23 protein-coding genes and 1 pseudogene are annotated in these 16138 nt (G+C 59.4%); 6 read left to right on the top strand and 18 right to left on the bottom strand.

What is annotated here, in order from left to right; genetic code table 11:
- Positions 1–55: 55 nt before the first annotated feature.
- On the top strand, positions 56–661 hold the full coding sequence (locus tag AC3WJW_RS27110; protein ID WP_493728121.1) for a transglycosylase SLT domain-containing protein: 606 nt from the start codon (positions 56–58) through the stop codon (positions 659–661).
- Positions 662–783: 122 nt separating this feature from the next.
- On the opposite strand, the gene AC3WJW_RS27105 is transcribed toward AC3WJW_RS27110, so the two are convergent.
- Positions 784–978, bottom strand: a complete 195-nt coding sequence (locus AC3WJW_RS27105) for a hypothetical protein (protein WP_493728120.1) — start codon at positions 976–978, stop codon at positions 784–786.
- Between the two features lie 93 nt (positions 979–1071).
- A complete protein-coding gene (locus tag AC3WJW_RS27100; RefSeq protein WP_493728119.1) occupies positions 1072–1914 on the bottom strand; it encodes an NAD(P)H-binding protein in 843 nt (280 codons plus the stop codon).
- Between the two features lie 179 nt (positions 1915–2093).
- On the opposite strand from AC3WJW_RS27100, the gene AC3WJW_RS27095 reads away from it, so the two are divergent.
- The gene (locus AC3WJW_RS27095) at positions 2094–2750 is read left to right on the top strand and encodes a TetR/AcrR family transcriptional regulator (protein ID WP_493728118.1); all 657 of its coding nucleotides are present in this window, start codon (positions 2094–2096) and stop codon (positions 2748–2750) included.
- Between the two features lie 33 nt (positions 2751–2783).
- On the opposite strand, the gene AC3WJW_RS27090 is transcribed toward AC3WJW_RS27095, so the two are convergent.
- The 8 genes from AC3WJW_RS27090 to AC3WJW_RS27055 all read right to left on the bottom strand — a co-directional run bounded on the left by AC3WJW_RS27090 (position 2784) and on the right by AC3WJW_RS27055 (position 8756).
- The gene (locus AC3WJW_RS27090; protein ID WP_041474854.1) at positions 2784–3068 is read right to left on the bottom strand and encodes a hypothetical protein; all 285 of its coding nucleotides are present in this window, start codon (positions 3066–3068) and stop codon (positions 2784–2786) included.
- Positions 3069–3275: 207 nt separating this feature from the next.
- On the bottom strand, positions 3276–3506 hold the full coding sequence (locus AC3WJW_RS27085; RefSeq protein WP_007975977.1) for a hypothetical protein: 231 nt from the start codon (positions 3504–3506) through the stop codon (positions 3276–3278).
- Positions 3507–3635: 129 nt separating this feature from the next.
- Positions 3636–3857: a hypothetical protein gene (locus tag AC3WJW_RS27080; RefSeq protein WP_493728117.1), complete on the bottom strand. Its 222-nt coding sequence runs from the start codon at positions 3855–3857 to the stop codon at positions 3636–3638.
- Positions 3858–3929: 72 nt separating this feature from the next.
- Positions 3930–4955, bottom strand: coding sequence for a DNA topoisomerase IB (locus AC3WJW_RS27075; RefSeq protein ID WP_493728116.1), 1026 nt, complete (start codon positions 4953–4955; stop codon positions 3930–3932).
- A gap of 75 nt (positions 4956–5030) precedes the next feature.
- Positions 5031–6110 (bottom strand): molybdenum ABC transporter ATP-binding protein, encoded by a 1080-nt coding sequence (gene modC / locus AC3WJW_RS27070; protein ID WP_493728115.1) that lies wholly within the window; start codon positions 6108–6110, stop codon positions 5031–5033.
- Between the two features lie 3 nt (positions 6111–6113).
- Positions 6114–6794 carry a molybdate ABC transporter permease subunit gene (modB, locus tag AC3WJW_RS27065; RefSeq protein ID WP_493728114.1) on the bottom strand — a complete coding sequence of 227 codons (681 nt, stop codon included), beginning with the start codon at positions 6792–6794 and terminating at the stop codon, positions 6114–6116.
- Entirely contained in the window at positions 6795–7562 is a 768-nt protein-coding gene (gene modA, locus AC3WJW_RS27060; RefSeq protein ID WP_493728113.1) for a molybdate ABC transporter substrate-binding protein, read from the bottom strand.
- A 126-nt stretch (positions 7563–7688) separates the two neighbouring features.
- A complete protein-coding gene (locus tag AC3WJW_RS27055) occupies positions 7689–8756 on the bottom strand; it encodes an NAD(P)H-dependent flavin oxidoreductase (protein WP_493728112.1) in 1068 nt (355 codons plus the stop codon).
- A 213-nt stretch (positions 8757–8969) separates the two neighbouring features.
- Here AC3WJW_RS27055 and acuI point away from each other — a divergent pair, with 213 nt between their 5' ends.
- Positions 8970–9953: an acrylyl-CoA reductase (NADPH) gene (acuI, locus tag AC3WJW_RS27050; RefSeq protein WP_493728111.1), complete on the top strand. Its 984-nt coding sequence runs from the start codon at positions 8970–8972 to the stop codon at positions 9951–9953.
- Here the strand turns inward: acuI and ada are convergent, their stop codons facing one another.
- The 5 genes from ada to AC3WJW_RS27025 form a co-directional block, all read right to left on the bottom strand.
- Entirely contained in the window at positions 9954–11018 is a 1065-nt protein-coding gene (gene ada, locus AC3WJW_RS27045) for a bifunctional DNA-binding transcriptional regulator/O6-methylguanine-DNA methyltransferase Ada (RefSeq protein WP_493728110.1), read from the bottom strand.
- A gap of 87 nt (positions 11019–11105) precedes the next feature.
- The gene (gene alkB / locus AC3WJW_RS27040; RefSeq protein ID WP_493728109.1) at positions 11106–11786 is read right to left on the bottom strand and encodes a DNA oxidative demethylase AlkB; all 681 of its coding nucleotides are present in this window, start codon (positions 11784–11786) and stop codon (positions 11106–11108) included.
- Positions 11776–12480, bottom strand: coding sequence for a 2OG-Fe(II) oxygenase (locus tag AC3WJW_RS27035; RefSeq protein WP_493728108.1), 705 nt, complete (start codon positions 12478–12480; stop codon positions 11776–11778). The genes alkB and AC3WJW_RS27035 overlap by 11 nt, the downstream gene beginning before the upstream one ends.
- A gap of 117 nt (positions 12481–12597) precedes the next feature.
- Positions 12598–12765, bottom strand: a complete 168-nt coding sequence (locus tag AC3WJW_RS27030; RefSeq protein ID WP_007985513.1) for a hypothetical protein — start codon at positions 12763–12765, stop codon at positions 12598–12600.
- Positions 12766–12802: 37 nt separating this feature from the next.
- Complete coding sequence (locus AC3WJW_RS27025; protein WP_007912251.1) at positions 12803–13105, bottom strand: DUF1883 domain-containing protein; 303 nt, start codon at positions 13103–13105, stop codon at positions 12803–12805.
- A 201-nt stretch (positions 13106–13306) separates the two neighbouring features.
- On the opposite strand from AC3WJW_RS27025, the gene AC3WJW_RS27020 reads away from it, so the two are divergent.
- Entirely contained in the window at positions 13307–13663 is a 357-nt protein-coding gene (locus tag AC3WJW_RS27020) for a hypothetical protein (RefSeq protein ID WP_493728107.1), read from the top strand.
- A gap of 72 nt (positions 13664–13735) precedes the next feature.
- Positions 13736–13966, top strand: coding sequence for a hypothetical protein (locus AC3WJW_RS27015; RefSeq protein ID WP_007975952.1), 231 nt, complete (start codon positions 13736–13738; stop codon positions 13964–13966).
- Between the two features lie 11 nt (positions 13967–13977).
- On the opposite strand, the gene AC3WJW_RS27010 is transcribed toward AC3WJW_RS27015, so the two are convergent.
- The 3 genes and pseudogenes from AC3WJW_RS27010 to AC3WJW_RS27000 form a co-directional block, all read right to left on the bottom strand.
- Positions 13978–14259, bottom strand: a complete 282-nt coding sequence (locus AC3WJW_RS27010) for a hypothetical protein (RefSeq protein WP_104447300.1) — start codon at positions 14257–14259, stop codon at positions 13978–13980.
- 147 nt (positions 14260–14406) lie between these two features.
- Positions 14407–14487, bottom strand: a pseudogene (locus AC3WJW_RS27005) (DNA-3-methyladenine glycosylase 2 family protein); the annotation flags it as partial.
- Positions 14488–14696: 209 nt separating this feature from the next.
- Positions 14697–14885, bottom strand: coding sequence for a hypothetical protein (locus AC3WJW_RS27000; protein WP_493728106.1), 189 nt, complete (start codon positions 14883–14885; stop codon positions 14697–14699).
- A 290-nt stretch (positions 14886–15175) separates the two neighbouring features.
- Between AC3WJW_RS27000 and galU the strand changes: the two genes are divergently transcribed.
- Positions 15176–16015 carry a UTP--glucose-1-phosphate uridylyltransferase GalU gene (gene galU / locus AC3WJW_RS26995; protein ID WP_102702148.1) on the top strand — a complete coding sequence of 280 codons (840 nt, stop codon included), beginning with the start codon at positions 15176–15178 and terminating at the stop codon, positions 16013–16015.
- The last annotated feature ends 123 nt before the right edge of the window (positions 16016–16138 follow it).

The raw sequence follows: 16138 nt of genomic DNA, 5'->3' as shown, positions 1-16138 counted from the left end.
CTCCTACAGTAGTTACCCGGGATTGTGCGAAGAACTTTATTTTTGAGCGTGATGAATGACACAACGAAATTTTTTGCTGTTGGCTTTGTTGTTCATGTTTTTGACAGGTTGCACGACGATGCCACCCAAGGATCAAAACAATCTCTGCAGCATTTACCGTGAATATCCCGACTGGTACGAGGACTCGCTGGAAATGCAGAGTGAATATGGGACGCCTCTGCATGTGGCCATGGCGATCATGAAGCAGGAAAGCAGCTACGTGGCGGACGCATTGCCGCCGCGTGACTACCTGCTCTGGGTGATCCCCTGGGGACGAGTCAGTTCGGCCTATGGTTATGCGCAGGCTCAGGACCCTGTGTGGGGTGAGTACAAGGACAGTACTGGCAACGGCGGTTCACGTGACAGTTTCGACGACGCGATCATGTTTATCGGCTGGTACACCACGGGCACGCAACGTCAGCTCGGAATCTCCAAATGGGACACCTACAATCAGTACCTGGCTTATCACGAGGGGCGTGGGGGCTTTAGCCGCAATTCCTATCGCAGTAAACCGTGGCTGATGCAGGTTGCCCAGAAGGTGCAAAAGCAATCGGAGATTTACAACGCCCAACTCAAGCAGTGTCGCCAGGCGCTGGAAGATGATCGCAGTGGGTGGTTCTAGCGCGGCAAAGGCTCCGCTAACGGGCGTTATGCGGGATCAAGGGCTTGCCAGCGAAAGCCGATGCAAGCCCTTGCGGTTTCTGCGCCATCATTTCTGTCTTGAGGGTGGTTGCCGACTGTTTTTCAGGAAGCCGGGCCTGTCTTGCGACGATCGCTGCCGGTCGGGTTGCCGGTGTTGATCAGCCTTCTTTCCAGCAACACGTTTTCCAACGCCTGGCGGTCGGACGGGGTCAATTGATGCTCTCGCTCCTTGAGTTCCAGCAGGATCGGGGTGGACCACTGGCGGTAGGTTTGTTCGGCACTACGATTGGGTGACATGCGTTTTCTCCTTGATCAGGCTCCTGCCAATTAAGGTGCCGCAGTTCGATACGCAAGAGACCCTAGCCGACGAACCCTGTTCTCGCCAATACGTTACATCGGACGCCCATTTCCCCAGATGCCCGCAGCCGCGGTGCGCTGCACGTAGTCGCTGAAGTCGCGCGCCGGCCGTCCCAGTGCCCGCTGAACGCCATCGGTCACGGGTGTGTTGCGGCCGTCGAGCACGGTGGTGAAGAGGTACAGCACCAGATCGATCAACGCCGGGGGAAGTTGTTCCTGTTCCATTGCCTGTCGATAGGCGTGCGCCGGTACGGCCACGAATTCGATGTTGCGATGGGTGGCACGGGCAATCTCGGCCACGGCGTCGGCAAAGGTCAACGCCCGAGGACCGGTCAACTCATAGAGCTGGTCTGTGTGCCCGGGTTGGGTCAATGCGGCGATGGCACACTCGGCGATGTCGTCTGCATCGACGAAGGGTTCGGCGACCTGGCCGACGGGGAGTGCGAGCTCACCTTGCACAATGGGTTCAAGAAAGTGCGCCTCGCTGAAGTTCTGGCAAAACCAGCTGGCCCGCAGAATCGTCCAGTCAATCCCGCTGTCCTGTACGACACGTTCGGCCAGTTCCGCTTCGATTTCGCCGCGCCCGGATAACAAGACCAGTTTGCGGACTCCGTTTTTCACCGCCAGGTCGGTGAAAGCCTGGATGGTTTCAACAGCGCCTGGAACGGCGAGATCGGGCTGGAAGGAAATATAGACCGCATGAACACCATCGATTACCGCGTCCCAGGTTGATCGATCTTCCCAGTCGAAAGGCGGATTCGCATCGCGGGAACCCTGGCGAACGGGCAGGCCGGCCGCTTCGAGTCGTTGGGTGATTCGCCGTCCGGTTTTGCCGGTGGCGCCGAGGACCAGCAGGGTTTGCTGAGCGGTGTTCATCGCGTTCATCTCCATCGGTTAATGTGAGTAATGCTCACGTTTAAAAGATGATAGATCCTCATGTTTGTGCGTCAACCCATCGGATCGAATCGCCCGACGGGTGGGCATCTGTTGTTTGGCATGGGGATGGGCGATGCTAAGGTGAGTACATGTCACGTTATTGATCGGGAAATTCGCTCGTGCGCAAAAAGACCCCTGAAGCCCTCGAACAGCCTGCTGCAGAAGCAGTTCGGCGTAATCCCACGCAACAGCGCAGTCGCGAGCGCCAGGAGCGAATTCTGTCAGCGGCGACTCAATTGATTGCGGACAAGGGCAGCGATCAGCTCAAGATGAGTGAAATCGCCGAGCGCGCCGAGATCTCGATCGGTTCCCTTTATCAGTATTTTCCCGACAAGAGCGCCGTCATCCGAACGCTCGCCGAACGCTACAACGCCGAGAGCCGTCGTTGCATTGCACAGGCATTGGAGGCTGTCGAGGATGCCCAGGGTTTGCAAGCCGCCTATTCGCAGTTGCTCGACCTGTATTACGAGATCGTGATGGCGACACCGGTGATGCGTGACATCTGGTCCGGCATGCAGGCCGACAAGCAGTTGTTGCAGCTGGAGCTGGAGGAGAGCCGGGTGGCCGGAGCGCTGCTGGCCCAGGCCATGCTTCGTGTATTTGCGCAAAGCGATGAGCTGAAGGTCCGGCAATCCGCGTTTCTGATCTGGCACCTGGGCGAGGCGACCATGCGGTTGGCGGTCACTTGTACGCCAGTGGAAGGGCGCGCGCTGGTCGAGGCGTTCAAGCGCATGTCCCTGCGCGAGGTCATGGAGCCAGCGTGCAGGGACATCTGATCGCAGTAAAAGCCTGGTAGCTGTTTCAATTACTTAGACGAAAGGTTGGCCGGCAAATCCCCGCGGCAGTCGTTGCAGGCCGGCCATCGCGGTCAGTCGTTCAGTCCAGGCTGAACGCCAGTTATCGGCGGTGTGCACGGCTTTGGCTTTGCGTGCTGCGCGGCGGGCAGCGTTGCGTTCAGTCTTGCGGGCTTCTTTGTAGGCGTCGGTGTTTCGGCAGCTTCTGCATTTCACCCGATTGAGTTCGCGGGTCGATACCAGGTTGTTGCCGTGGTGACCGCAGGCCAGGTGCCCGCTGACTTTGAAATGAGTGACCATTGGAACGTCTCCTTGGTGACGTGTGATCGGTTGACCCCACGTGAGCGGTGACGTTCGATTGGTTTTGCGCAACAAAAAATCCCGGCACGAGGTCGGGTTGCAAGAGCGGGTGAAAACTCGGCAGGCAGCCAGCTGTCCGGAGGCGTCAGTGCCACCGGTCATGCTGCCCGAATCGGGCCTGTCCTCGTACCGCGAATCCGTGGCGGATCATCTGAACCGAGGCAGAGGCCGGTCGACAGGCTGGAGAGAAGACAGCGTGTGCCGGATCAGCGGCGTGTCCTTCTCGATATCGTTCAGCCGATCACGAATTCTGAGGGCGGTGGGGTGTCCGCCTTGATGATCGACCCAGTCGGCGATTTCCTTGCAGGCCGCAGCCAGGCGCGCCTGACGGGAGTCCAGCAATGTGAGCAGGGTGGTGATGGACTCTTTTTCGGACATGGGAGACACCTCCGTTCAAGAAACCTGGTGTGGCAGCAAAAAGCCCGCCTGGAGCGAGCTTTCTGCCGTTGGGGTCGCTGTTCCTTCAGCCATTTCAGTATAGACCCGTTAAAAAATGGTGACAGGCCCTCAACTTTGTCGGGCTGTCACTTGTGATTTGGCGTTCAGCTGCCGGCAAACACGCTGAGCGTCTTCTTCAGTGTCGTAGCCATCTCCGATAAAGCCTTGGGTGCGGGTATCGGCGATGCGATACCAGACCGCGGCATCCGGAGGCAGATGGTCATTTTCACCCGCACGGCGGCCATGAATGATGATCTTGTTGCAACGCTTCACGACGAAAATGTCTTCCATGGCGTCTCCGCAGCGGATTCGTGTTCAGTTCAACTATAGAAGTCATTGGTGATCGTGCAAAAAATAGGCAGGTCAATTCGTCGGTTCAGGCGCCGCGGGCATTCTCTCCAGGAAGATCGCCAGCCTGACCTCCTCGGCCGATAGCCCCTTACGAGCCCTGGTCGTTGGCAGTTGCGTCAGATCGCCGAGAAGAAAGCCGTCCAGCACCGCCGGGTGGATATAGCATTTGCGGCACACCGCCGGGGTATTGCCGAGCTGCCTGGCAACGTTCTTGACCATTTCCGCCAGGTGCCGCCTGGCATCCGTTTCAGGCTCCCACTGCAGTTTGCGCAAACTCGCCAGAGCCAGGACGCTGCCGGCCCAGGTGCGGTAGTCCTTGGCGGTGAAATCGGCGCCGGTGAGCGTTTGCAAATAGCTGTTGATGTCGGATGAACTGACGGTGTGACGGTCTCCGCTTTCATCCAGATACTGAAACAGGTTCTGCCCGGGAATGTCCTGGCAGCGTTTGATGATCCGCGCCAGTCTTCGGTCTTTCACGGTGATCTGGTGTTCGACGCCACTTTTGCCGCGGAACTGGAACAGGATGGCACTGCCGTTGATCTCTACATGGCGGCTGCGCAAGGTCGTCAGGCCGTAGGAGCGGTTGTCCCGGGCATATTGGCTGTTGCCGATTCGGATCAACGTCGTGTCCAGCAGAGTGATGACCGTGGCCATGACTTTGTCGCGACTGAATCCCGGTGCCGCCAATTCGGCCTCCAGTCGCTGGCGCAGTTTCGGCAAGGCCAGCCCGAACTCACGCAGGCGCAAGTACTTGTCGGCGTCGCGCACCTCTCGCCAGCGCGGATGATAACGGTATTGTTTGCGACCCCGGGCATCCCGCCCGGTGGCCTGCAGGTGCCCGCATGGATCGGCGCAGATCCACACCTCGGTATAGGCCGGTGGCACCGCGAGTGCGTTGAGGCGCTTGATTGCCTCCGGGTCGGTGATGCGCTGGCCCGTGGGCTCGAAGTAGGCGAATTTACCGCGCAGTTTCCGGCGGGTGATGCCCGGCTGGGTGTCATCGACATAATGCAGGTCAGGTGGCAGTGCATCGGGCATGACAGGCGTCCTGGGCGAGGAATCACGGGGCGTTACAGCCATGGACCGCGCCCCGCTGCAGTCGTGCCGACGGATTTACGCCAGCACTGCGACCGCTTTGATTTGTGCCCAGAGTTGCTGGCCAGGGTGGACGTTCAGTTGATCGCGGGAATAACGCGTGATCCGCGCCAGCAGCGGCGTACCGGCGGCGTCCAGGCGAATCAGCACATGGGCGGCGTTGTCGGCGTTCATTTCACTGACCACGGTGACTGGCAGGCGATTGAGAATGCTGCTGTGCCCGGCACTGTGCAGGTTCAGGCTGACATCCCGCGCCTGGACCTTGCAGCGCAGTGCCTGGCCTGTATCCATGGGCGTATGCGGTACCCGAATGTTGAGGCTGGTGCCGGGCAATTGCAGACTCAGCAATTGGTAGTCGGCGTCATAGGCGCTGACACGACCTTCGATCACCACGCCGGCGTCGTCCCCCATGGCCAGAGGCAAGTCGAGGCGCGCCAGGGTCTGGCCGATCGGACCGCTGGCCAGCGCCTTGCCGTGGCTGAGCAACACGATATGGTCGGCCAGCCGCGCGACCTCATCCTGGGAGTGGCTGACGTACAGCACCGGAATGTCGAGCTCGTCGTGCAGCCGCTGCAAGTAAGGCAGGATTTCACTTTTGCGTTGGGCATCCAGCGCGGCCAGTGGCTCGTCCATCAACAACAGTTTCGGGCTGGTGAGCAAGGCGCGGGCGATGCCGACGCGCTGTCGCTCGCCGCCCGAAAGGTGTTGCGGGTGCCGGCCCAGCAAATGGCTGATGCCCAGTAATTCGCTGGCGTGGGCCATGTCGACCCGCCGCTGCGACTTCGGGATGCGCTTGAGGCCGAATTCCAGGTTGGCCAGCACCGACAGATGAGGAAACAGGCTGGCTTCCTGGAACACGTAGCCCAGCGCGCGTTTGTGCGGCGCGACGAAAACCTTGTTGTCGCTGTCTTGCCAGACTTCATCGTTGACCTGGATAAACCCCTGATCGGCCCGTTCCAGGCCGGCGATGCAGCGTAGGCAAGTGGTCTTGCCCGAGCCGGAATGGCCGTAAAGCGCGGTGACCCCACGACCCGGCAGTTGCAAGTCGACGTCCAGGGCGAAGCCCGGGTAATCCAGTTTCAGGCGCATGTGAATCATCGGTCAGCTCCAGCCGGCTTTGGTTTTCCGGCTGGAATACAGCGCCAGCAAGACGACAAACGAGAACACCAGCATCGCCCCGGCCAGCCAATGGGCCTGGGCGTATTCCATGGCTTCGACGTGATCGTAGATCTGCACCGAGACCACGCGGGTCTTCTCGGGAATGTTGCCACCGATCATCAGCACGACGCCGAACTCGCCGACGGTGTGGGCGAATCCGAGAATGGCGGCGGTAATGAAACCGGGGCGGGCCAGGGGCAGGGTCACGCTGAAAAAGGTGTCCCAGGGATTGGCCCGCAGCGTCGCAGCCACTTCGAGCGGGCGCGTGCCAATGGCGGAAAAAGCGTTTTGCAGCGGCTGGACGACAAAAGGCATCGAATACAACACCGAGCCAATGACCAGCCCCGCAAAACTGAAAGTGAGGGTGCCAAGACCGAGTGATTGGGTGAGCTGGCCAATGAACCCGTGAGGGCCCAGCGCCAGCAACAGATAAAAACCGATCACGGTCGGTGGCAGCACCAGGGGCAGGGCGACAATCGCCCCGACCGGGCCGCGCAACCAGGAGCGGGTGCGCGAAAGCCATAACGCAATCGGAGTGCCGACAATCAGCAGGATGACGGTCGTCAGGGACGCCAGTTTCAGGGTCAGCCAGATGGCGGAAAAATCGGCACTCGATAGCGACATTTAGATTTCGTAGCCGTAGGACTTGATGACAGCTGCCGCTTTCGGCCCCTTGAGGTAGTCAACCAATGCCTTGGCGGCCGGGTTGTCCTTGCCCTTGTTGAGGATCACGGCGTCCTGTTTGATCGGGTCGTGCAGACTGGCCGGAACGATCCAGGCCGAGCCGCTGGTGATCTTGCCGTCCTTGTAGATCTGCGACAGCGCGACAAAACCCAGCTCGGCGTTGCCGGTGGAGACGAACTGATAGGCCTGGGTGATGTTCTGGCCTTCAACGATCTTGTCCTTGACCTTGTCGGTCAGACCTTCCTTGGCCAGCACCTGGGTCGCCGCCAGGCCGTAAGGCGCGGCCTTAGGGTTGGCAATGGACAGGTGCTGGTACTCGTTCTTTTTCAGCACATCGCCCTTGGCATCGACGTAGCCGTCCTTGGCCGACCATAGCGCCAGGGTGCCGACTGCGTAGGTGAAGCGCGAACCCTTGACGGCGTCGCCTTCGGCCTCGAGTTTTTTCGGGGTGCTGTCGTCCGCCGAGAGGAACACTTCGAACGGCGCGCCGTTTTTGATCTGGGTGTATAACTGGCCAGTGGCACCAAAGGCGGTGACCAGTTTATGCCCGGTGTCCTTTTCGAAATCAGCGGCGATGGCCTGGATGGGCGCGGTGAAGTTGGCAGCGACCGCCACCTGGACTTCGTCCGCCTGGGCTGAGCCGAAGGCGAATACGGCGAGCAGGCTCGCCAGGCAGGTCGGGGCAAAACGTGAGGCACGAATGGTCATGAAACGGCTCCGTTAAAGGCAATTGCAGCAGGGGGTGAATCGTTATGTACAGAAATATATAGCGAATTGCCTTTAAACGGAATGAGCTGTCAAAAAATTGTATACAATTTTAACGCAAAGTGATGTTCAGGGGCGACGCAGCAGCCTCGCTAAACCTTCTTCAGCCAGTTTTCGAGTCAATGCCTCGGTGGTCAATTCCACGCCGAGAGTAAATGCCTGGCCGGCCCAGAGGTTGCTGAAGTCTGCTTCACCTATGGCCCGCAACGGCATCAACGCGCCACCGGCCAGGGGGAAGGCCGGAGCCTTGGCGCTCATGGGCCCCAGTTCACGCATGACCCGGTTAAGGATGCCCCGGGCCGGGCGACCGGTGAACACGTTGGTGATGGCCGTTTCGCTTTCCTTGGCGGTGCGCAAGGCTTTGTGATGGGACGGGCTGACCTTGGCCTCCGGGGTGAACAGGTACGCCGTGCCCACCTGCACCGCCGAAGCCCCCAGCATGAAAGCAGCGGCGACGCCTCGTGCATCAGCAATGCCGCCGGCGGCAATCACGGGCACTTTCACCGCATCGACGACTTGCGGCACCAAGGCGAACGTGCCCACCTGACTGCTCAGGTCATTGCTGAGAAACATCCCGCGATGGCCTCCGGCTTCGTAGCCCATGGCGATGATTGCATCGCAACCATGCTGCTCCAGCCACACGGCTTCTTCGACGGTGGTGGCCGAGGACAGCACCTTCGCACCGGTGGCTTTGACCCGGTCGAGCAGGGATTTTTCCGGCAGGCCAAAGTGAAAGCTCACCACCTCGGGGCGAAACTCTTCGATCACTTGGCAGGCCGCGTCATCGAACGGTGCCCGATTGGACACCGGTGTTGGCGCATCGAAATCGGCGCCAAGTTCCTGGTAGTAGGGTTGCAGCAGGTTTTTCCAGTCCTGCGCGCGTTGCTCATCAGGGGCTGGAGTTTGATGACAGAAAAAATTGACGTTGATCGGGCGCTGGGTGTGTTGGCGGATCGTTTTCAGCTCTTCGCGCAGTTGATCCGTGCTGAGCATCGCCGCTGGCATCGAGCCCAGGCCACCCGCATTGCAGGCTGCAATCACCATGGCCCAGTTGTGGGCTCCGGCCATCGGCGCCTGAATGATCGGCAGCTCGATCCCGAGCAGGTCAAGAATGCGGGTATCTGGCCATTGGTTCATGTGCTGTGTTCTCCGACGTTGAATCCGGGCAGGGACGCTAGAACAGGATTTGTAACGCAACGACTGGCGCAAGACCAGTCGTCATTTCACTTCGCCGGGCTTTCTTCAGCGCCCCATGCGTTGGCTGATTGGCTTAAAGTCGGGTACGGCAATCTGTTGCCATGTGTTATTTCAATTGCATCACAACCCGACTGATTCCATTGAGGGGCCGTAATGTTCAAAGGTATTTTGATCGACAAAGACGACAGCGGTTACCGGGCCACACTGCAAGAGATCCAGGACGATCAGTTGCCCGAGGGCGATGTCACGGTGCGTGTCGCCTACAGCACGCTGAACTTCAAGGATGGCCTGGCAATCACCGGCAGCAGTCCGGTGGTGCGCAAATTCCCGATGGTGCCGGGCATTGACCTGGCCGGTGTCGTCGAAGTCAGCGGGCATCCGGATTACAAGGTCGGTGACCATGTCCTGCTCAATGGCTGGGGCGTAGGGGAAGGGCATTGGGGCGGCCTGGCGCAGAAGGCTCGCCTGAACGGTGACTGGCTGATTCCGTTGCCCAAGGCATTCACCGCCGCCCAGGCGATGGCCGTCGGTACGGCGGGCTACACGGCCATGTTGTGCATCCTGGCCTTGGAGCATAACGGTGTGACGCCCGGGCAGGGCGAAGTCCTGGTCACTGGTGCCAACGGTGGCGTCGGCAGTTTCGCCATCGCGTTGCTGAGCAAGCTCGGCTACCGGGTGGTCGCGTCCACCGGGCGTACGTCGGAGCACGACTACCTGAAGCAGCTGGGCGCCAGCGAAATCATCGATCGCGCCACGCTGTCCGAGCCGGGCAAACCCTTGGCCAAGGAGCGCTGGGCGGCCGTCATCGATTCGGTCGGCAGCCACACCCTGGCCAATGCGTGCGCCAGCACCAAGGCCAATGGCACTGTCGCGGCCTGCGGTTTGGCGCAGGGCATGGACTTTCCGGCGTCCGTTGCGCCGTTCATCCTGCGCGGTGTGACCCTGGCCGGCATCAACAGCGTGACCCAGCCCAAAGCCAAGCGCGTGGAGGCCTGGAGTCGCTTGGCCAAGGACCTGGACTTCAACCTGTTGCCGCTGATCAGTCACGAAATCGGCTTGAGCGACGCCATCGAGGCCGCGCCGCGCTTGCTTGCCGGGCAGTTGCGCGGGCGCGTGGTGGTGGATGTGAATCGCTGATTACCGCGATTCGCGCTCCAGCAACTGGCGTTTGCGCTCGACACCCCAGCGATAGCCCGAGAGATTGCCATCGCTGCGCACCACGCGATGGCACGGGATCGCCACGGCCAGGCTGTTCGCGCCGCAGGCTTGAGCCACGGCGCGAACGGCTTTCGGCGAACCGATGCGTAGCGCGACATCGGCATAGCTCGCCGTGCTGCCAACGGGAATCTCCCGCAGCGCTTGCCAGACACGCTCCTGAAACGCGGTGCCGCGCACGTCCAATGGCAGGTCCAGGCCAATGGCCGGCGCCTCGATAAAGCCGACGACCCTGGCAATCAATTGCTCGAATTCATGATCGGCACCTATCAGGTTGGCTCGCCGGAACTTGTCTTGCAGATCACAGACCAGTTGGTGCGGATCATCACCGAGCAAAATCGCACAAACCCCGCGCTCACTCTGCGCCACCAGAATCGCTCCCAGCGAGCACTGGCCCACGGCAAAACGAATGTCGTTGTTTTGCCCAGCAGCGCGGTAGTCCCCGGGCTTCATTCCGAGCAACTGGTCTGCCGCTTCGTAAAACCGGCTGTTGGAGTTGAAGCCGGCGTCATACAGGGCATCGGTCACCGAGCCGCCGTCTGCCAGGCGCTCGCGCACCTTGCGCGAACGATGGGCATCGGCGTAGCCCTTGGGCGTCAGGCCGGTGACGGCTTTGAACACGCGATGGAAGTGGAAGCTGCTCAATCCCGCCGCCTCGGCCAATTCGCCCAGGGTGGGCAGCGTTTCGGCGCTTTCAATCTGGCGGCAGGCAGCGGCCACGGTGGCGGCATGCTGCGCGGCGAGTTCGCTCTGATCCTTTGCCGCGCGCTTGCTCGGACGATAACCCGCGGCCCGGGCCTGTTCGGCGCTATCGAAGAATACGACATTGTGTGGCTTGGGCAGGCGCGCAAGGCTGCTGGGGTTGCAGTAGATGCCTGTGGTCTTCACGGCATAGACAAACTGTCCGTCAGCCTTGGGGTCGCGCGCGACCACGGCGGCCCAGCGCGGATCGTTTTCGATGGTGATCTTGGTCGATTGGGTTGTCATGGCGTCACGTCCTTTGAGGAGTTGCCTGCACATTAACCATGGGGCAATTCCCACACACTCCGGCGCTTGCGGTCAAATTCGAAGTCTTCATCCGGCGGTGCGGAAGGTGAAGTTGATGCGTTGCTCGCCCAGTCTCGGGTGGCAGCCGTCCTTGATCGGCAATACGCCGTGATAACGCAGGCGATCCACGCCACCCCAGACCACGATGTCACCATGCAGCAGGGGGATGCGCTGGCTTTTGTCACTGCGGGCAAAGCCGCCGAACAGGAACATCGCCGGCAGGCCCAGCGATACCGAAACGATGGGGGCTGCGTAGGAAAGTTCGTCCTTGTCTTGATGCAATGACATTTTTGCCCCGGAGATGTAGCGATTGATCAGGCAGGAATCCGGCACAAAACCGCTGAAACCCGCAGCCTGCGCCGCCGCTTGTGCCAGTTGGAAAAACACCTCGGGCATCATTGGCCAGGGCTGACCGGTCTGTGGATCATCGCGGGTGTATCGATAACCGCTGCGGTCAGTGGTCCAGCCGAATGTGCCACAACTGCTCAGGGCGACCGACATGGTAAAGCCGCCGGGTGTGACCATCTGCCGAAACGGCGCGGCCGCCAGCACTGCTTCCAGAGCGGGTAGCAAGCGCTCGAGCCAGGGCAGGGCGAAGCCTCTGAGCACCCAGGATTGTTCGCCGATCTGCTCGCGCCTGGGCTCTTGCTCGGGCTCTGCATCGGCAAACAGATCGAAAGTCAGCGGGTTCATGGGCTCATGTCGCATCGTGAAAGATGATTCCAAGGGTATGCCGTTTGCCGCTGTGCAGGCGACTCACGCCATGGCGCAGGGTCACGCGGTAGTAACCGCGAGTGCCTTTGACCGGCCGCTGGTTGACGGCAAAGATCAGCCCGTCACCTTTCTTCAGGTCGATGACCATCGGCCGTGACTGCATTCGCGGGCGTTGTTCGGTCATGACAAATTCGCCGCCGCTGAAGTCTTGATCGGGATCCGACAGCAGAATCGCCACTTGCAGCGGGAAAACATGCTCACCGTACAGATCCTGATGCAGGCAGTTGTAGTCCTGCGGACCATATTGCAGCAATAAGGGTGTCGGACGGTTCTGACCAGCGGCATGACAGCGCTCGAGGAAGGCAGGATGAGTGTCAGGAAAACGCTGCGGCAAACCCATCTGTTCATGCCAGCGATTGGCGATGGGCGCCAGGCGCGGGTAGAGCGCGCTGCGCAAGCGCGCCACAAGGTCCGGTAACGGGTAGCTGAAATACTTGTACTCGCCGCGGCCGAAGCCGTGACGAGCCATCACCACGTGCGAGCGAAAGGACTCGGTCCGGGGGTACAGGGCGCTGACCTGATCACAAGCCTTGTGGCTCAGCAGTGAAGGGATGACGGCGTAGCCGTCCAGGTCAAGTTGCTGTTCGAGCCGGGGCCAGTCCAGCCGGTCCAGATATTGCTCGCTCATCGCCGGGCCTCTTGGGGTTGAGGTGGCCAGTCTGGAAGACATGAATGAAGCAGGCACTCCGGCGCTTGCGGTCGAACTGCGAACGGGAGCCGACGTCCATTGTCGCTCCGGATTGCGTTACAGCGCTTTGCTGACGCTGATTTCGCTGATGACGTCGTCCTGTCCATGAATGGCATCCAGCGCCGCTTTGGCTTCTTCTGCGGTGCCGTTTTCAAGCTGGGCAAACTCGAAGCGGCGTTCACCGTTGAGTTTGTATTTGATGACGTACTTGGTCGTTTGGGCCACGGTCGTATCTGCCTGTCTTGTGTTTCGGGTGTGCTGATCAGCTCAGTTTCGTGCTGGAACGGCGAATGATTTTGATCGAGTGCGTCAGGGTGGGCTTGCGCGTCACGCTGATAGCGCGGCGGTTGACGGTGTCGATCGTGATGTTCCAGAAACCGGTGCTGGGGGCGGTGATCCGCGCCGGAAACGTGTCGAATGCACCGCCGTGATAGGTGTGACGGCCGCCATTCTTGAAGCTGCGGAAGTTGGCGTCGTTCATCAAACGGATGTTGCACATTTGGGAGCATTGAATGACGACGATGTCGTCTTCATTGAGGTGCTCGCGCTGATGGATAAATTTCATGGGGCGCCTCCAGAAGGGCTTTTTCTACAAAATCAAAACGATAGCATGGGCGATGGGCGCAGTTTATCAGCCCGAAGGCCTTATTATCCGGCCGCTTTGACAATTAAAAACGCTAATTTCACCTTTGATGAGCGATAAAGCAGTTTGCCTCGGAGAAAAAACGCATCTGCGTTGTCCGAGCCTCTTTATCGGAGGTTTTGTATGAAGTGGGGTTTGTGGGTTGTTTCGCTGGCGGCATTGGTGAGCGGTTGTGCGAACGTCTCTGACATCAACGAGTCACTGCCGACCATGAGCGTGATTTCTGGCAAGAAACCCCATGAATATGCGCAATGCCTCAGCGAAAAACTGGCCGACAGTCGTGGCGCCTTGCAAATCGAGCCGCACAAGGATGGCCTGCGTGTGATCGTGCCGCTCAAGTTTTCCACGGGGCCGTCAGCCATATTCGACATTGAAGAGCGCTCGGGTGGCAGCAGCATCAAGCTGCACGAGAGCATGTCCAATGTCCCGGTGCGTCCAAAGGATGTACAGAAGGCTGCCACCGAGTGCATTTCCGGCTGATAAACTATCGACCAACAGCACCGATGCCGCCAAAGCCTGTTTTTGGCGGCATCGTCATTTCTGGAGTCGACGATGAAACGAGAGCAGGTCCGGGAGCGCCATGCAGAGGGACTTATCTCTGCCACCCATGTGATCCAGAATCCGGCGGAGCTGGGGGAATGGATCGTGTTTTTCAAGAAAAGCGCGGGGCGCAGCTATTTCCTGGTGGATGACAATGACGAAGTCGAGTCCTTTGGCAAACTCGACGATCTGATTGAAACGGTGCGTGGACTCGGGATCAGGTTCGCCGAGATTCATCTGTAGGGTCGAGCCCCTTATTTGCAGACCACCACGACGCTGCGGTTCTTGTAATTGCCGATATCGGCGCCGAGGGTTTTTTCACTGACCTTGAGCGCTGGCGTGCCGTCGGTGCCGACAATCCGGTAGCCGGTACCTGCACAGGAGGCATCGGCCTTTTCGTAGCAGGCGGCCCAGGAATTCGCCTCTCCCGAGCAATCGATCGTCAGACCCTGCTCTCCGTTGCCCAGGTAGGTTTCTTCCGACGTTGCGCAGCCGCTCAGGGCCAGTACCGTTAGCAAAGGCAAAATTTTATTCATGGCTTGATCATCGTCAGGGGGGTGGGCTAAGGCTGAGACAGCGCCGGACTCAAAAGGTTATAGCCAAAGGCCACTTCTTTTTCGGTGTTCCGATCAAGATCAAAAGATCGCAGCCTTCGGCAGCTCCTACAGGGACCGTGATGCGGTCTAGTGGGTGGGCACCCGCCATAAATACCAGGCTGCCACCGTCCGGCAAGGGCTACATGCCGAGCCGATCTCGATCATCTTGATCCAGTTTGAAGTCGGAGTTGTGAGGTCAACCCGACCCTTGTAGGAGCTGCCGAAGGCTGCGATCTTTTGATTTTGTTTTTCAAGATCAAAAGATCGCAGCCTTCGGCAGCTCCTACAGATATTTCGTAATCAGTGTTCCCCGGGATTCCGTGAAGTACCATAAAAAAGCCCTGTGCTAAGACAGGGCTATTCGAGAGGAGCGTCGATCAGCTCTTGTCCTTGCCACGTCGCTTGGGTTCCGGGTGCTCCAGTTCCAGCACCGAGGCCACTTCGATTGCCAGGGCTTCGGAAGGGAAAGGCCCGGCGATATTTTCACCGGCGACACTGGTCACCCACCATTGACCGTCTTTCATCTTGTTGATCAGGAATCCGTTGACGCTTTTTGCTTCCGACATCTATTTGCCTCGTTGTCTGGTTCAATCGCGCCATGATACCGGCAAACGCACGCAACGGGTGCCGATGGGCGTATGGTGAGGGGTTTCGGGCGGTAGAAAGCCGTGCATTTGCGCCAGTCTCTGCTATGCATAAGAGGCTGTGCAATCGCCTGTGCAACCTCACAGGGAACTATCCGCCAGAATAATTCTCTATGTTGGCATCAGTTAGCCAGCGCGGGGGCATTGTAAGGTGCACGCCGCCTGATTAGACTGCGCCGAAACTCGTACACACAGCCCTTTCAAGGACTTATATGATCAAGAAATGCTTGTTCCCAGCAGCCGGTTACGGTACTCGCTTCCTGCCAGCGACTAAAGCCATGCCCAAAGAAATGCTGCCGGTGGTGAACAAGCCACTGATCCAGTACGGCGTCGAAGAAGCACTGGATGCCGGCTTGACCGAAATCTCCATCGTCACCGGCCGCGGCAAGCGCGCCCTGGAAGACCACTTCGACATCAGCTACGAGCTGGAAAACCAGATCAAGGGCACCGACAAGGAAAAATACCTGGTCGGCATCCGCAAGCTGCTCGACGAATGCTCGTTCTCCTACACCCGTCAGACCGAAATGAAAGGCCTGGGCCACGCGATCCTCACCGGCCGCCCGCTGATCGGCGACGAGCCGTTCGCCGTGGTACTGGCCGATGACCTGTGCGTCAACCTCGAAGGCGACGGCGTGCTGACCCAGATGGTCAAGCTGTACAAGCAGTTCCGCTGCTCGATCGTGGCCATCCAGGAAGTCGATCCGCAAGAAACCAACAAGTACGGCGTGATCGCCGGCGAGATGATCCGTGACGACATCTACCGCGTACACAGCATGGTTGAAAAGCCAAAGCCGGAAGACGCACCGTCGAACCTGGCCATCATCGGCCGCTACATCCTGACCCCGGACATCTTCGACCTGATCGAACAAACCGAGCCAGGCAAGGGCGGTGAAATCCAGATCACCGACGCCCTGATGAAGCAGGCCCAGAACGGCTGCGTCATGGCCTACAAGTTCAAGGGTAAGCGTTTCGACTGCGGTGGCGCCGAAGGCTACATCGAAGCGACCAACTTCTGCTTCGAGAACTTCTACAAGACGGGCAAGGCTTACTGATAGCGCTTGAGCTGCTTGTATTGAATTCACCTTCTCTGGTTGTGTAACAACAAACAGATGAAGGCCCAGGCAAACGCCCCGACTTGTTCGGGGCGTTTGCTTTTGTGCGGACTCAAGTACGCA

This window comes from Pseudomonas sp. GW821-FHT07G06, assembly GCF_058986625.1.
This window is presented reverse-complemented; position numbering and strand designations above follow the sequence as displayed.

What these genes read in the sequence shown, in the direction of transcription:
- AC3WJW_RS27025 (WP_007912251.1), bottom strand. Translation starts at nt 13,105, where the DNA reads ATGAAATTTATCCATCAGCGCGAGCACCTCAATGAAGACGACATCGTC.
- modA (WP_493728113.1), bottom strand. Translation starts at nt 7,562, where the DNA reads ATGACCATTCGTGCCTCACGTTTTGCCCCGACCTGCCTGGCGAGCCTG.
- modC (WP_493728115.1), bottom strand. Translation starts at nt 6,110, where the DNA reads ATGATTCACATGCGCCTGAAACTGGATTACCCGGGCTTCGCCCTGGAC.
- AC3WJW_RS27010 (WP_104447300.1), bottom strand. Translation starts at nt 14,259, where the DNA reads ATGAATAAAATTTTGCCTTTGCTAACGGTACTGGCCCTGAGCGGCTGC.
- AC3WJW_RS27110 (WP_493728121.1), top strand. Translation starts at nt 56, where the DNA reads ATGACACAACGAAATTTTTTGCTGTTGGCTTTGTTGTTCATGTTTTTG.
- AC3WJW_RS27100 (WP_493728119.1), bottom strand. Translation starts at nt 1,914, where the DNA reads ATGAACACCGCTCAGCAAACCCTGCTGGTCCTCGGCGCCACCGGCAAA.
- AC3WJW_RS27105 (WP_493728120.1), bottom strand. Translation starts at nt 978, where the DNA reads ATGTCACCCAATCGTAGTGCCGAACAAACCTACCGCCAGTGGTCCACC.
- AC3WJW_RS27090 (WP_041474854.1), bottom strand. Translation starts at nt 3,068, where the DNA reads ATGGTCACTCATTTCAAAGTCAGCGGGCACCTGGCCTGCGGTCACCAC.
- AC3WJW_RS27015 (WP_007975952.1), top strand. Translation starts at nt 13,736, where the DNA reads ATGAAACGAGAGCAGGTCCGGGAGCGCCATGCAGAGGGACTTATCTCT.
- AC3WJW_RS27080 (WP_493728117.1), bottom strand. Translation starts at nt 3,857, where the DNA reads ATGGAAGACATTTTCGTCGTGAAGCGTTGCAACAAGATCATCATTCAT.
- alkB (WP_493728109.1), bottom strand. Translation starts at nt 11,786, where the DNA reads ATGCGACATGAGCCCATGAACCCGCTGACTTTCGATCTGTTTGCCGAT.
- AC3WJW_RS27075 (WP_493728116.1), bottom strand. Translation starts at nt 4,955, where the DNA reads ATGCCCGATGCACTGCCACCTGACCTGCATTATGTCGATGACACCCAG.
- AC3WJW_RS27035 (WP_493728108.1), bottom strand. Translation starts at nt 12,480, where the DNA reads ATGAGCGAGCAATATCTGGACCGGCTGGACTGGCCCCGGCTCGAACAG.
- AC3WJW_RS27085 (WP_007975977.1), bottom strand. Translation starts at nt 3,506, where the DNA reads ATGTCCGAAAAAGAGTCCATCACCACCCTGCTCACATTGCTGGACTCC.
- acuI (WP_493728111.1), top strand. Translation starts at nt 8,970, where the DNA reads ATGTTCAAAGGTATTTTGATCGACAAAGACGACAGCGGTTACCGGGCC.
- AC3WJW_RS27055 (WP_493728112.1), bottom strand. Translation starts at nt 8,756, where the DNA reads ATGAACCAATGGCCAGATACCCGCATTCTTGACCTGCTCGGGATCGAG.
- ada (WP_493728110.1), bottom strand. Translation starts at nt 11,018, where the DNA reads ATGACAACCCAATCGACCAAGATCACCATCGAAAACGATCCGCGCTGG.
- AC3WJW_RS27020 (WP_493728107.1), top strand. Translation starts at nt 13,307, where the DNA reads ATGAAGTGGGGTTTGTGGGTTGTTTCGCTGGCGGCATTGGTGAGCGGT.
- galU (WP_102702148.1), top strand. Translation starts at nt 15,176, where the DNA reads ATGATCAAGAAATGCTTGTTCCCAGCAGCCGGTTACGGTACTCGCTTC.
- AC3WJW_RS27000 (WP_493728106.1), bottom strand. Translation starts at nt 14,885, where the DNA reads ATGTCGGAAGCAAAAAGCGTCAACGGATTCCTGATCAACAAGATGAAA.
- modB (WP_493728114.1), bottom strand. Translation starts at nt 6,794, where the DNA reads ATGTCGCTATCGAGTGCCGATTTTTCCGCCATCTGGCTGACCCTGAAA.